We start from the raw sequence: 14221 nt of genomic DNA, 5'->3' as shown, positions 1-14221 counted from the left end.
GATGAACCCATCCGTTACTTGCTTTCTTTTCGAAACATCAATCATATTTTTTTGATGATAAAGATTTCATGTGATTATAACTTCAAAATTTCCAATCGATTGAATAGTTGTATCTACACTCATATCATCCAATACCGACATTTCTTGATCTACAGCTCTACTTACACCTCCATCATTTTACGGCACCTCTAGTGACACCCGCGATAATTCTTTTTTGTGCAACGAAGTAGAGAATCAACATAGGCAGCATCGATAATAAATACGATGCAAATGATAAGGTATAATCCGTGCTGAATTCTGACTGGAATATATATTGTGTCAATGGTAACGTTGCAGCTTCATTTTTCCCACTCAATACTACTAGTGGTAACATGAAATCATTCCAAACACCCAATGTTGTGGTTATTGCTACAGTAGCGTTGATCGGTTTTAGCAGCGGGAAAATAACTTTCCAAAAAACTTGCCATGTTGTAGCACCATCGATGATGGCAGCTTCTTCCAATTCAACAGGAATCGATTTTATGTAACCTGTGTAGATAAAAAGATTAAAAGCTAAATTCAATACTAAATATAGCACCACTAATCCGCCCAAATTGTCCATATTCCAACTGGAAGTTTGTTTTACAATAGGCAACATAATGATTGAGAATGGTACAAACATGGCACTTATGATATAAAAATAGATAAATTTATACATTTTTTTTTGAAGATTACGGGTAATTACATACGAGATAATTGAATGGAATAAAATTGTCAATATTACTGTCGGAATCGTAATAAGCAAACTATTCGCCAATGCCCGAAAGAAGTTGGTCATCTCTATCGCTGTAACAAAATTCTGCAATGACCAACTCTCTGGAAGTGCCAAGATGCTATTTTGAGCTAATTCCAAGGGCGTTTTAAAGGCTATCGTAATCGTCAGATATAAAGGAAATAAAACAAAGAGTGAGCCGATCATCAGTAAAGTTGTCGTCATCCAGTTCGTTTTAGAATTGCTCATCAAGCATTCCTCTTTTCTAATATTTTGATTTGGAACAGGGATATAGCCACAACGATGATGAAGAAGATGACCGCATTTGCGGATTGATAAGCAAATTCTCCACCAGAGAAACCACCCTTATAGATCAAGAGTGAGATGGATTCTGTTGAGGTACCAGGTCCACCGCCAGTCAATGCCACAATTTGATCAAAAACCATCAAATAATTTTTCATTGATACAACAACGTTGATTATGAAGAACGGCGCTATCAATGGGAAAGTAATTTCCCTAAATTTAATCCATGACGTAGCCCCATCGATATCTGCAGCTTCATACAAATCAGGATCTATAGTGACCAAGCCGCTCAGATAGAGGATCGTGTTGAATGCAGTTGATTGCCAAACTGCCACGATGACGATGCCTATCCAAGCCAAATCCGGATTACCCAGAATATTATTGGCCAACAAGGCAATACCTAAATTTTTACCAATGGTCGGTAAAAAATATGAAAAAATGAAATTAAAAATGTATCCGATAACTAATGTACCTAATATGTATGGAAGGAAGTAAATACCTCTAAGTGACCTTTTAAATGAAATTTTAGAATTTAATCCGATAGCAAGCGCCAAACTGACGATGTTCGTTATGACAGTAGAGATGATTGCAAATCCTATCGTAAAAAGATAGGCATGCCCCACTCTATCGTCTTTAAAAACGTTAAAATAATTTTTTAAACCCACAAACTCAAAATTTCCATACCCCTTCCAGTCCGTAAAACTGTAAAAAACACCTTGTAAAAGTGGGTAAGTATGAAGTACAAAAAATATAATGAGTGCAGGAATCATTATTGTTAGATATACTTTATTGAATGACTTTTTCATTTTCTCCCTCGATTCCTATCCATCATGAGGGCACTGAATGAATACAGTGCCCTTATGATCAATAGATAATTTTTATCGGTTTACTACTTTATCCCACTCGCTGTCCATCGACTTAAGAAATGTATCTTCCTCGCCGTCGATTAGGTAAGCTTGAATAATATTTTCCGCACCCAAACCAGCCGGATAGAAATGATCAGGGAAACTGTCTATGTTTCCATCTTCAAAGAATACTTTGATATTTGTAAAGGTAGGATCTTCTTGCAGGACACCTTGGATGGCAGAAAAAGCTTTTTGTTCATTAATATATTGGCCGGCAATTTCTTCGCTGATCATAAATTCAACAAATTTCATTGCCTCTTCTTTATGCTCGGATGATTCACTGACTGCCAGCATTACGTCAATCCCTGAAACAAGTTTATTTTGCGTCTGATCGTCTGAAGATGGTAAAGCCATAAAGTTTATGTTTGCATCAGGATTATTTTTTAATATTTCAGGGATTGCCCAGTTACCTTGTATGTAGAAAAGTCCTTCTCCATTAGCAAATTGCTTATTGCCGTCATCATAACCCAATCCGAACATATCGCCCTCGCCGTACTTTACTAATTCTGCTATTTTAGTTGCCACTTCAGTATAATCTTCAGCAAAACTGGCATCGCCTGCGTTTTTAAGTTCAGCAAAATTTTCTGGGGCTAAGTTCCCGCCAAGCCCATTCCATATGGGCAATGCGGTCCATGCATCTTTGAGAGTGAAAAGTATCGGAACTTCTCCTTGCTCTCTTGCAATTTCCAGAGCAGCAATAAATTCTGTATACGTTGTAGGAATGGCAAGTCCCAATTTATCCAATTTATCTTGATTGATTATTACACCGTTAGCATTTGTGGCGTACGGGATACCAAAATCACCCTTTATCTCAGTCCCAACCAATCTATTGGACATGTCAAGGTAAGCTGGTTGGACTGTTTCCAGTAAGTTTGTGTCAGATACATCCACTAGAACACCTGCCCTTGCAAGTTCTCCAAATGTAGCATTTCCGCCAATGGACATAATATCTGGCACATCATTTTTAGTTAATCTCGTTTTTAATACGGTTTCGGCTTCAGGTGGTGACTGCAATTCGATATTCACATCTGGGTTTGCCGCTTCAAATTTTGCGATTACAGATTCCAAAGTTTTTATATTTTCGCTTTTATTACTGAATAATTCCAAGGTTATACCATTCTCCTCAGCGCCTTCACTGCTCGCCGCACCCCCACAAGCTGTCAAAAGTAAAATTGAAGAGATGGAAATAGTAGTCATTAATAATTTTTTTGTTTTCATCATTCATTCTCCTTTTATATCGTCATAAATCAGCAGCAACGTAAACGTTTACGTTGCTGCTGAAAAAAATAAAAACTAACACACTCCGATACGTAAACGTTTACGTATCGCTCAAAAACTAAATTTCCCGTGTCGTTCCAGGTAAACTTTTACGTCAATCGGGAAATTTGTTACTTTATATTTTTCACACTGTCTCTTTCAATGATTTGATATGGCATGATAATCGAATGCACATCGCTATCCTTATTATTTATGATTTTGAACAATATTTCAGTTGCCTTTTCAGCCATTTTTACTAATGGCTGAGCAGTTGTTGTCAACGGCGGTACTGACATCTCAGATATTTTCAAATTATCATAGCCCATAATAGAGACATCTTCCGGTATGCTTATACCTAATTTATACGCAGCAGAAATCGCTCCGATAGCCATTTCATCGCTCGCACAAAATATCGCTGTCAATTCAGGAAATTGCTTCATTAATTGAATGAAGTTATCTCTTCCATCATCGAATCCGAACCCGTTTCCTGATACAATTTGTCTCTCTTCAACAACCTTGTTAAGATTTTCTAATATTGCTTTTTTGTAACCGTCAATTCGTGGATTCCCCGCAATTGGATCAGCAGAGCTTCCGCTTATTAAACCAATTTTTTTATGCCCCATCTTGATCAAATAATTGGTGGCTGCATAAGATGCATCATAATCATCAACTTTTACATATGGGACACTCGCATATTCAGCTGATTTCGTAGACAGCAATACACAAGGGATATTATTTCTTTTTATATAGTCATAATATTCCTTTCGCAGTATTTCACTGACGAATATAATGCCATCCACTCGCTTCTCGTGCAGCATCTTTAGATTCTCTTCTGTGCTTACAATATTCGATTTCGTGTAGGTGACAATTAAGTTTGAACTTTCTTGCTTGGCTATAGCATCAATTCCATTGATGAATTCTGAACTCAACAGGCTCGAAATCTCAGGTATGATAACACCTATCGTGTTCGTTTTTTTATTTATCAAGCTTCTGGCGACTTCGTTTGGTTCATAACCCAATTCTTGAGCTATTCTCATAACTTTTTTTCTTGTTTCTTCCGAACATCCAGGCTGATTATTTAAGGCTCTGGAGACTGTAGCGATAGAAACTTTTGCTTTTTCTGCAACATCTAGTATTGTACTCACAAAGCATCCCCTATTTCGTAAACGTTTACGTGGAATAATATATCATGTGTTTTTGGTTTTGTAAACGGTTTTTATTAATATATTATTTGCTTTAAATTAGTCATCAGTCGATTGTTTCAACTTAGACCCTTGGTCAACCAATTAATTCCTTTGCTCTATGTGCTCAGTATCGGCTAAATGAGATATATTTATACACCACATAGAATTACTAATGAGTTTAATTTGACAGTCCAAAATAATACTCTCCTAAAAGCAGTTTCCAAAAAATGATTTCCAGACGTGTACATTAACTACCTCAGTTGGTCCCACTAAAGAGGCATCTTTTATACCTTAATTGATTAAATTTTCATCTTGGAACATTCATTTTATTTTACGTGAATGTTTCCAAACTCTGCTTTATGATTCCACCACTTACGAATTAGCCTTGCAAAGTACGGTATTTCTGATAACAGCAGCTTAAATTTCTGCCCTATGTTCTTTTATTACACACAAAAATATATCCCTATGAAATACCTCCTGTTTGGAGATTTTCACAGGAATACAATTCACATCAAAACATACTTTCTTTGGCGGTCTTATTAGCAAACAGTTATAAATAATACCGATTCTTAAAATCTTTTTTATTTAATATACGAGTGTCTTTAGTTTCATATGCATCAGTATAGTCTTTGTTTTCATTTACTGGCTCTATCACAGCGCCATTTCGTAGATTTTTCTGCTGATATCCAGTGTCTGGTCAGCGCGCTCCGAAAGGCGATCGCGCTTGTGGACTTCCAGTTGTTCAACCATGTAGTCGATGTCCGTCTCTTCGATGCCGATTTCACTGAATCGGGTCGGCATTTCCAATGAACGGAAGAATTCCTCGGTTTTGCGGATGCCAAAATCGATCCGCGCTTCTTCATCACCGGAATCGGCACCCCATACGCGCTCTGCGTACTGCAGCAGCTTATCCCATTTTTCCTTTTTGCGTACCTTCATGGTGGCAGGCAAGATGACCGAAAGCGTACGGGCATGATCGGTACCGTTCAATGCGGTGATTTCGTAGCCCAAGGCATGGCTGGACCAGTCCCCCGGCACCCCGGAAGCTGTGAATCCGTTGAAGCCGTTCGTGACAGTCCACATGAAATTCGCCCGCGTGTTGTAATCAATCTCCTCATCCGCCAGGACTTCCTGCCCGATTTCGATGAAAGTATGCAAAATGCCTTCAGACCAGCGATCCTGCAGCTTTGCACCGACAGGATAGGTCAAATAGTTCTCCATGACATGGACAAAGGAATCAGAGAGGCCGTTCGCCAATTGCCTTTTCGGCAAAGTGTACGTCAATTCGGGTTCCAGAATCGAAAAAGCCGGAAAGAGGTTCTCGTTTTTGATGCTCACCTTTGCCTGCAATTCCTCAAAGCTGACTACAGTGATCGGGTTCATTTCCGAAGAAGTCGCGGGAATCGTCAATACCGTCCCGAAAGGCATAGCCTTTTCGACCGGCAGCCCTTTGCCGACGCCGCTTGCGAAGATATCAATCGGGTCGCCTTCAAACAGGCTTGCGGCCGCGATGAATTTCGTGCCGTCGATGACCGATCCGCCGCCCACCGCAATCAGGAAGGTGTAGCCTTCCGTTTTGATATTCTCGACAGCATCCATCAGATATTCAAAGACCGGGTTCGCCGGAATGCCGCCGAACTCGCCCCATTCCCTGTCGCCCAGAGCCTCCACGACACGTTCGAAGGTACCTGAGCGTTTGGCGCTGCCGCCTCCATAGGTGATCAGCACTTTTGCATCTTTTGGAACAAATTTGTCGATTTTTTTGACCTGATCCCGTCCGAACGCGATCCGGACAGGGTTATAGAATTCAAAATCCATGATTTCAGCTGACGGTGACATAAAATTCCCCCATTGGTTTCAGATAATTATGCTAACTTTGTGCACAAGGCATCGATTGCATTTTCAAAGATGGCAAGGCCAGCCTCCAACTGATCATCCGTCATGACCAACGGGGCCAGGAAGCGAACCACATTCCCGTAGGTGCCTGCATTTTCGATGATCAGGCCGTTCTGAACGCAATGTTGGATCAACGCATTCACCAATTCCGGTGCAGGTTCCTTAGTCAGACGGTCTTTGATGAATTCAACGCCGATCATGCCGCCCAAGCCGCGCACATCGCCGATTTCTTTGTATTGCTGTTGCCAATCCTCAACGCGGGCAGTGTAAGCTGCACCCAGTTCCAATGAACGTTCGCAGAGATTTTCGTCTTCGATGACTTGAATCGTCGCAAGTGCCGCAGCACAGGATACCGAGTTGCCTCCGAAGGTGCCTCCGATCAATCCGCCCCCGATCCCTTTGACGATTTCGTCACGGGCAACGATGGCGCTGAGTGGGAAACCGCCTGCGATTGATTTTGCCGTACACAGGATATCCGGTGCACAGCCAGCTTCTTCGTAGTAGGAAGATGCGAAAAGTTTACCTGTGCGCCCGAATCCGGTCTGTACTTCATCCGTCATCATCATGATGCCATTTTCATCACAAATCTGACGGACAGCTTTGACCCATTCGATTGGAGCCGGAATGAAGCCACCCTCGCCTTGCACCGGCTCGAACACGATGGCAGCGACTTGGCTGGCCGGCGTCAATTCATCAAAGGCGCGTTTGATGCGTTCGATGTAATAGGCAACTGCCTCTTCATCCGTATAATAGGCCGGTTTGCGGTAAAGGTTCGGATAATCAACTCGGAATATGCCATCCGGAAATGGCCCCAAGCCGACCGAGTTGGCTTTTTTCGCAGTCATATGCGTCGTCAGCAACGTACGCCCGTGGAATGCACCAGAGAACACGATGACATTCGGACGTTTCGTGTAGGCTCTTGCCACCTTTACGCCGTTTTCGATCGCTTCCGCACCGCTGTTCGCAAAGAACGTCCGCTTCTTGAAGCCCTTCACCGGAACGATTTCATTCATTTTTTCAGCCAATGCGATATACTTTTCGCTCGTAAGGATATTGATCATCGCATGAAAATAATCGTTCTCCTGTTTTTTGACTGCTTCGACAACTTTCGGGTGGCGGTGGCCGATATTCAGAACGCCTACGCCTCCGACCCAATCCAAAAAGCGGTTGCCGTCCACGTCCTCGATGATGGCCCCCTCTGCCTTCGCGATCGCAACCGGGTAGACGCATGTCAAAGAGGGAGGGATCGCTTCAGATCTCCGTGCCAGGATGGCTGCTGCCTTTTCCCCCGGCAATGCTGCAGTGATGATTTCCGGCAATTGATATCTTAATTCTGTTTCCGTTAGTGATGTTGTTCCTGTCATAAAGCTCGCTCCCCTTTTCATGCATACTTGTAATATCTTTTGTAACTTCGATGGTTTGATTATATAGATTTGTCAGGCAAACAAAAAACATTTCGTGACACGGGATAGGACATTTTCTGTTATGTGATGTCAGTTTCGTTCACATCGCTTTGGGAACAAGGTTGCAATAACGGTCAATATCTTTGATACATAAAGGATTCCAAGAAAAAAACCTCCCGTTATCTTTACGGAAGGTTTCCTGACATGGATATCGATTTATTTTTCGTTTTCATTTCATTTAAAGAATATTGCCCAGCAAACGGGAGCGGAAATGTAAGGATTTCCGGGACAATCCGGACTCATGACTTTATATCCCGCTCCACAAAATGGCCGAAACTGAAACGGACCGCATTTTTTTTGTCGCCGAATTGGATGCCTTCCTTCACGACCACTTTTTCTTCCAACAATTCCTGAAGTAGCTCATCCATCTCAGCATCGGTTTTATTGGCGAAGCGACAATAAAGATGGTAGCCGCCTTTTGCCGCTTCAAAACTTATCTCTTGTCCATATTTGTTTCGGAGCCAGGTCTGCAATTTATCAGCTCTTTCTTTCAAAGCCGAAACGATTATCGGGAGATGGGCAGTGATTTCACTAGTCAAATAATGTTCGGCCAACAGTTGCGGCAAGAAACTCAATCCGGAGTCGATCTGATCCCGAATGTCGGCCAATTCCCGGATAATGGCGGCTGGCCCAACCATCCATCCGATCCGGATGTGCTGGCCGGCAAATTTGGATAAGGAACCGAGATACAGCACTTGTTGCCGTTTATCCAGGCTTTTCAACGGACGGTTATCAACCGTTTCATCAAAAACAAAGCTGCCATATGCATCATCCTCCACAATCGGGATGCGCTTCAGCAAACAATAATCAAGTATGGCCTGTTTCCGCTCCGGACTCATGACCGTTCCTGTCGGATTCTGGAAAATCGGATTCAGAAAAATCATCTTCAGAGGATACTGCAAGGAAGCTTCCTGAAGGCCATTGACGGTCATTCCCTCGCCATCCATCGGAATCGGAATAATCCGCAGACCGGCAGCCTGAAAAAGCCGCAAAGAATAGAAATAGGAAGGAGCCTCGATGCCGATCGCATCGCCTGGCTTCAAAAGCCCTTGCGTGATCAAAAACAATGATTGCTGGGTTCCCGAAGTGATGAAGATTTCCTCCAGCGGGACAGTCATCCCGTACGCAGTCTGCAGGTGTTTTTGGACACTTTCCCTCGTCGCTTTGATCCCTCGGTTCTCCCTGATGAAGGTCGCTTCCCCATGCAACATTTCCCCCAGCGAAATATCCGGGATCTTCAGTTCCGGCAAAAGGTCCTTCGGCAAATCCCCATTCCCCAAATCCAGTATTTCGCGCGATCGGTGCTGCGCCAACAGCTCTTTGACGTCCCTTTGATAAGGGGTGTCCACCGAAAGATTATCCGGCGTTAAGGAAGTACGCCAATTGATGGTGGGCCTTGTCTGCATCCCCCATTTGTTCGGATTCACGAATGTGCCGCTGCCCCTTTTGCGGATGAGGATTCCCTGCGTCGTCAGTTCTTCCAGTGCCCGGATGACGGTCGACCGGTTGACCTGCAGTTCCTCCGCCAGCTTGCGTTCCGCCGGCAAGGCTCGGCCGGGGACCAAATCTCCGGCTTTTATCTTCTCTTCGATCAGCTGCATGAGCTGTTGATAGAGCGGCATGCCCCTATCCTGGTCCAGTCTCCATTCCGCCATTCCTTCACTCTCCTTGGTTTCCACTCATTATACACCAAATTGGTTGGTTCGGAAACAGTCCAATTGGATGTAGGTGTTTCTGAAAAAAGGGATTATGATTTAACCATTCTTTAATCATTTTATCATTTAAACCAAGGAGGATTATTTATGACAACTAAAATCATCGGTTCGGAAAAAGTAAAACGCGGGATGGCCCAAATGCAAAAAGGTGGCGTCATCATGGATGTCGTTAATGCGGAGCAGGCAAGGATCGCCGAGGCGGCTGGTGCCGTAGCGGTCATGGCCTTGGAGCGCGTGCCCTCGGATATCCGCGCAGCCGGCGGTGTTGCACGGATGGCGGACCCTACCATCGTCGAGGAAGTGATGAACGCGGTTAGCATCCCCGTCATGGCGAAAGCACGCATCGGCCACATCACCGAAGCACGCATCCTGGAAGCGATGGGCGTTGACTATATCGACGAGAGCGAAGTGCTGACCCCTGCCGATGAGGAGTTCCACCTTTTGAAATCCGACTATACTGTTCCTTTCGTCTGCGGCTGCCGCGATTTGGGTGAAGCGCTGCGCCGCATCGGTGAAGGAGCTTCAATGCTGCGCACGAAAGGCGAGCCGGGGACCGGCAATATCGTGGAAGCCGTCCGTCATATGCGCAAAGTCAACGGCCAAATCCGCCAGTTGATCACAAAATCGGACGATGAACTGATGACATTCGCCAAGGAAATCGGAGCCCCTTACGAATTGGTCAAGGAAATCAAACTGCTCGGAAAATTGCCTGTCGTGAACTTCGCTGCCGGCGGTGTCGCAACACCTGCTGACGCGGCCTTGATGATGAGCTTGGGCGCGGATGGCGTCTTCGTCGGATCCGGCATCTTCAAAGCCGAAAATCCCGAAAAATTCGCCCGCGCCATCGTCCGCGCGACAACCAATTACGAGGACTATGCCTTGTTGGCCGAACTGTCCAAAGGCTTGGGCGAACCGATGAAAGGGATCGACATCAGCACGCTCCACGCCTCCGAACGCATGCAGGAAAGAGGCTGGTAAGCATGACGAAAAAAATCGGCGTATTGGCCTTGCAGGGTGCGGTCACGGAGCACCTGCAGGCTCTGAATAAATTGGGTGTCACTGCGACTGCCGTGAAACTGCCTGGCGATCTGGACGGCTTGGATGGGCTGATCATCCCTGGCGGTGAATCGACCGCCATCGGCCGTTTGATCCGCGAACAGCAGCTGGAGGAACCTTTGCGGCAGTTCTATGCTTCTGGCAAAGCGATTTTCGGCACCTGCGCTGGACTGATCCTTTGCAGCACGGACAGCAGCCATGCACCCGCTGAATTGCGGCTTGGCTTCATCGACATCGAAGTCGAACGGAACGGCTTCGGGCGCCAAGTCGACAGTTTCGAAGTGCGGCTGCCTTTTGAAGGCATCGCCGAACCGGTGGAAGCCGTCTTTATCCGCGCCCCTTACATCCGCTCCGTGGGCAACGGCGTACGGGTGCGGGCCAGCATCGACGGCAAAATCGTAGCGGCTGAAAATGACCAGATTCTGGTCACGGCTTTCCATCCGGAATTGACCGATGATCTGTCGGCATTCGAGTACTTTTTGAAGAAAGTCAGATAAAGCACTATTATCGGACGCATACACCTCTTATGGGCACCGGACTGTCTGATATCTTATTGTTATCGGACATTCGCAACCCTTGTAGGCATCAACTTGTCCGATATCTCACCATTATCGGACATCCACAACCCTTACAGGCACCTTCTTGTCCGATATCTCACCATTATCGGACATCCCGGCTGAAGCCCAACCGCATATAGGCAAATAAAAATCCCCTGCCCACGCCTAGCGTGAAACAGGGGATTTTGTATTTGTTTAGTCCAAATCTTCGCCATTGCTGGCGATAGCTTTTTGGTACCAGTAGAAGGAATCCTTCTTCAGGCGATCCAAGCTGCCTGAACCGTCGTTGTTGCGGTCCACATGGATATAGCCGTAGCGTTTCGCCATCTCGCCCGTACCAGCCGAAACCAGGTCGATGCAGCCCCAAGACGTATAGGCGACGAGATCCACGCCGTCAAGCACGATCGCATCACGCATCGCTTTAACATGGTCGCGGAGATAGGAGATGCGGTAATCGTCATGGATTTCGCCATCGACGATTTCATCCACAGCACCCAAACCGTTTTCGACCACCATCAGCGGCAGTTGGTAACGGGAATGGAACGTATTCAAAGCGACACGCAGACCCAACGGATCGACTTGCCAACCCCATTCCGATTCCGCCAAGTATGGGTTCTTCTCGCCCATTAAAGCATTGCCTTCACCCGGTACACCGGATTGCGCAAAACTGGCTGCGCTGGAAGCATAGTAGCTAAAGGAAATGAAATCGACCGTATGTGCAGCCAAGATTTCCTCGTCGCCTTGTTCGAACGTAACGTTGATGCCTTTAGTAGCGAAATAAGCCAGTTTGCTCGGCGGGTAATACCCGCGGGCATGGACATCTGAGAAGAACAGTTTTTCTTCTTCTTTACGTTGCGCCGACCAAACATCTTCCGGTTTTGCCGACAACGGATAGACCGGTGCATAGGCGATCATGCAGCCGATGCGGTTCTCGGGATCGATTGCCCGCGCAGCCTTCGTTGCCAAAGCGCTGGCGACGAACTGGTGATGCAAGGCTTGATACATGACTTCTTCCTGGCTTTCGCCCGCTTCGGCTTTCGAACCGATCGAGATCTGCGGCAGGAACGTCGCCATGTTGATTTCATTGAAGGTCAGCCAATAATTGACTTTCCCTTGATAGCGTTCAAATAAGGTTGTCGCATATCTTTCGAAGAAGCCGATCAGTTTGCGGTTTCTCCAGCCGCCGTAGTGGTCGACCAGATATTGCGGCATTTCGAAATGGGAAATCGTCACCAATGGTTCGATGCCGTATTTCGCCAATTCATCGAAGACGTCATCGTAAAAGGCCAAGCCGGCTTCGTTCGGTTCCAGTTCATCGCCATTCGGGAAAATCCGCGTCCAAGCGATGGACATCCGGAACATCCGGAAGCCCATTTCTGCGAACAAAGCGATATCTTCCTTGTAGCGGTGATAGAAATCGATGCCGATGTGCGAAGGGTAGTAGTCGCCGACGCCTGCAAAGCGTTCAGCAAAGTCGCGCGAGCAGGTCAGTTGGTCGATGACAGACGGGCCCTTCCCATCAGCGTCCCAACCTCCTTCAAATTGGTTGGCGGCAGTAGCGCCGCCCCAGAAGAAACCTTCCGGAAATCCTTTACCTGCAGACATGACAATTCCTCCTATTTCTGTACCAAAGATGCGCCATTTGTAGCGATGACTTCTTTGTACCAGTTGAATGATTTTTTCTTGTAACGGTTCAAAGTGCCGGATCCGTCATCGTGGCGGTCGACATAGATGAAGCCGTAACGTTTCTTCAATTCTGCAGTGGATGCGCTGACCAAGTCGATGCAGCCCCAAGTCGTGTAGCCCATCAGATCGACACCGTCTGCGATTGCTTCAGCAACCTGCACCAGGTGGTCGTTCAAGTAGTTGATGCGGTAGTCATCGTTGACGGTCGGTTGTCCGTCCTCACCGGTCACCAGCTGATCGACTGCACCCAAACCGTTTTCGACGATGAACAATGGTTTTTGGTAACGATCCCAGAAGGTATTCAGAATAACACGCAAGCCTTTTGGATCGATCTGCCAGCCCCACTCGGAAGCCTCCAGGTACGGATTATGGATACCGCCCAAGATATTGCCTTCGCCTGCTGCTCTCTTTGTAGGATCAGCCGTTTCCGTTGAACTCATGTAGTAGCTGAAGGAAACGAAATCGACAGTGTTCTTGAGGATTTCTTCATCTTCCGGCGTGATATTCAACTCGATGCCGTGTTCACGGAAATAGCGCTTCATGTAACCAGGGTATGCACCGCGTACATGCACATCCGAGAAGAAGAAGTTTTGGCGATCCGCTTCCATAACCGCGATGATATCATCAGGATGGGAAGTCAACGGATACGTCGGCATTGCGATGACCATACAGCCGATTTTGAAGTCTGGGTTGATTTCGTGGCCGATTTTTGTTGCCAAGGCGCTGGCTACCAATTCATGGTGGCAAGCTTGGTACAAGTCGGATTTCGATAATTGATCCGGAGGAGTTGCAATCCCGCCGCTCATGAATGGCGCGTGGATGATCGAATTGATTTCATTGAACGTCAGCCAGTATTTGACTTTGTCTTTGTAGCGCGTGAAGACGGTGCGCACGTAGTTTTCGTAGAAGCCGATCATTTTGCGGTTGACCCAGCCATCGTACTCGCGCGCCAAGTGCAGCGGCGTTTCGTAGTGGGAAAGCGTGATCAGCGGCTCGATGCCGTATTTTGCCAATTCATCGAACAGGTCATCATAGAACTGCAAGCCAGCTTCGTTCGGTTCGGTTTCGTCGCCGTTCGGGAAGATGCGCGTCCAAGCGATGGATGTACGGTATGTTTTGAAGCCCATTTCAGCGAACAAGGCGATATCTTCTTTGTAACGGTGGTAGAAGTCGATCCCTTCCAATTTCATGTTGTCAGGTGTCGGTCCGTCGGTGATCGGTCCGAATCCGCCTTGAGGGGTTACGTCCTGAACGGAAAGCCCCTTTCCGTCAACATTATAAGCACCTTCGTATTGGTTTGCGGCTGTTGCGCCACCCCATAAAAATCCTTTTGGAAATACAGTTTGCATGTGATCGCTCCTATTCTTTTTCTGGTTCTATTTTATGCACGGGTCTGACTCATTGCGGGACAGCCCTGAATGATGGCAATTCATCCCAAATGGGTTCGG

Annotated in this window: 11 protein-coding genes; 2 read left to right on the top strand and 9 right to left on the bottom strand. The window is 46.1% G+C overall.

Annotated elements, in window-relative coordinates; translation table 11 throughout:
* Nucleotides 1-172: 172 nt before the first annotated feature.
* From BM184_RS01860 to BM184_RS01830, 7 genes are all read right to left on the bottom strand, one after another.
* Nucleotides 173-1000, bottom strand: coding sequence for a carbohydrate ABC transporter permease (locus tag BM184_RS01860; protein ID WP_086942311.1), 828 nt, complete (start codon nt 998-1000; stop codon nt 173-175).
* Nucleotides 1000-1860 carry a carbohydrate ABC transporter permease gene (locus BM184_RS01855; protein ID WP_086942310.1) on the bottom strand — a complete coding sequence of 287 codons (861 nt, stop codon included), beginning with the start codon at nt 1858-1860 and terminating at the stop codon, nt 1000-1002. The genes BM184_RS01860 and BM184_RS01855 overlap by 1 nt, the downstream gene beginning before the upstream one ends.
* Nucleotides 1861-1932: 72 nt before the next feature.
* A complete protein-coding gene (locus BM184_RS01850; protein WP_218150964.1) occupies nt 1933-3180 on the bottom strand; it encodes an ABC transporter substrate-binding protein in 1248 nt (415 codons plus the stop codon).
* A gap of 167 nt (nt 3181-3347) precedes the next feature.
* Nucleotides 3348-4361 carry a LacI family DNA-binding transcriptional regulator gene (locus tag BM184_RS01845; protein WP_086942308.1) on the bottom strand — a complete coding sequence of 338 codons (1014 nt, stop codon included), beginning with the start codon at nt 4359-4361 and terminating at the stop codon, nt 3348-3350.
* 690 nt (nt 4362-5051) lie between these two features.
* The gene (locus tag BM184_RS01840; RefSeq protein WP_086942307.1) at nt 5052-6239 is read right to left on the bottom strand and encodes an iron-containing alcohol dehydrogenase; all 1188 of its coding nucleotides are present in this window, start codon (nt 6237-6239) and stop codon (nt 5052-5054) included.
* Between the two features lie 26 nt (nt 6240-6265).
* Nucleotides 6266-7660 (bottom strand): aspartate aminotransferase family protein, encoded by a 1395-nt coding sequence (locus BM184_RS01835; RefSeq protein WP_086942306.1) that lies wholly within the window; start codon nt 7658-7660, stop codon nt 6266-6268.
* A 338-nt stretch (nt 7661-7998) separates the two neighbouring features.
* Nucleotides 7999-9414 (bottom strand): aminotransferase-like domain-containing protein, encoded by a 1416-nt coding sequence (locus tag BM184_RS01830; RefSeq protein ID WP_086942305.1) that lies wholly within the window; start codon nt 9412-9414, stop codon nt 7999-8001.
* Between the two features lie 147 nt (nt 9415-9561).
* Between BM184_RS01830 and pdxS the strand changes: the two genes are divergently transcribed.
* Nucleotides 9562-10452 (top strand): pyridoxal 5'-phosphate synthase lyase subunit PdxS, encoded by an 891-nt coding sequence (pdxS, locus tag BM184_RS01825; RefSeq protein WP_086942304.1) that lies wholly within the window; start codon nt 9562-9564, stop codon nt 10450-10452.
* A 2-nt stretch (nt 10453-10454) separates the two neighbouring features.
* The gene (gene pdxT / locus BM184_RS01820) at nt 10455-11027 is read left to right on the top strand and encodes a pyridoxal 5'-phosphate synthase glutaminase subunit PdxT (protein WP_086942303.1); all 573 of its coding nucleotides are present in this window, start codon (nt 10455-10457) and stop codon (nt 11025-11027) included.
* 255 nt (nt 11028-11282) lie between these two features.
* On the opposite strand, the gene BM184_RS01815 is transcribed toward pdxT, so the two are convergent.
* Both BM184_RS01815 and BM184_RS01810 read right to left on the bottom strand, forming a co-directional pair.
* The gene (locus BM184_RS01815; RefSeq protein ID WP_086942302.1) at nt 11283-12692 is read right to left on the bottom strand and encodes a 6-phospho-beta-glucosidase; all 1410 of its coding nucleotides are present in this window, start codon (nt 12690-12692) and stop codon (nt 11283-11285) included.
* A gap of 11 nt (nt 12693-12703) precedes the next feature.
* Nucleotides 12704-14122, bottom strand: coding sequence for a glycoside hydrolase family 1 protein (locus BM184_RS01810; protein WP_086942301.1), 1419 nt, complete (start codon nt 14120-14122; stop codon nt 12704-12706).
* Nucleotides 14123-14221 lie beyond the last annotated feature (99 nt).

The sequence above is a fragment of the Trichococcus pasteurii genome, from assembly GCF_900112935.1.
Classification (GTDB): domain Bacteria; phylum Bacillota; class Bacilli; order Lactobacillales; family Aerococcaceae; genus Trichococcus; species Trichococcus pasteurii.
This window is presented reverse-complemented; position numbering and strand designations above follow the sequence as displayed.

Coding starts and splice junctions, on each gene's coding strand:
- BM184_RS01860 (WP_086942311.1), bottom strand. CDS start 1,000: ATGAGCAATTCTAAAACGAACTGGATGACGACAACTTTACTGATGATC.
- BM184_RS01855 (WP_086942310.1), bottom strand. CDS start 1,860: ATGAAAAAGTCATTCAATAAAGTATATCTAACAATAATGATTCCTGCA.
- BM184_RS01850 (WP_218150964.1), bottom strand. CDS start 3,180: ATGATGAAAACAAAAAAATTATTAATGACTACTATTTCCATCTCTTCA.
- BM184_RS01840 (WP_086942307.1), bottom strand. CDS start 6,239: ATGTCACCGTCAGCTGAAATCATGGATTTTGAATTCTATAACCCTGTC.
- BM184_RS01835 (WP_086942306.1), bottom strand. CDS start 7,660: ATGACAGGAACAACATCACTAACGGAAACAGAATTAAGATATCAATTG.
- BM184_RS01830 (WP_086942305.1), bottom strand. CDS start 9,414: ATGGCGGAATGGAGACTGGACCAGGATAGGGGCATGCCGCTCTATCAA.
- pdxS (WP_086942304.1), top strand. CDS start 9,562: ATGACAACTAAAATCATCGGTTCGGAAAAAGTAAAACGCGGGATGGCC.
- pdxT (WP_086942303.1), top strand. CDS start 10,455: ATGACGAAAAAAATCGGCGTATTGGCCTTGCAGGGTGCGGTCACGGAG.
- BM184_RS01815 (WP_086942302.1), bottom strand. CDS start 12,692: ATGTCTGCAGGTAAAGGATTTCCGGAAGGTTTCTTCTGGGGCGGCGCT.
- BM184_RS01810 (WP_086942301.1), bottom strand. CDS start 14,122: ATGCAAACTGTATTTCCAAAAGGATTTTTATGGGGTGGCGCAACAGCC.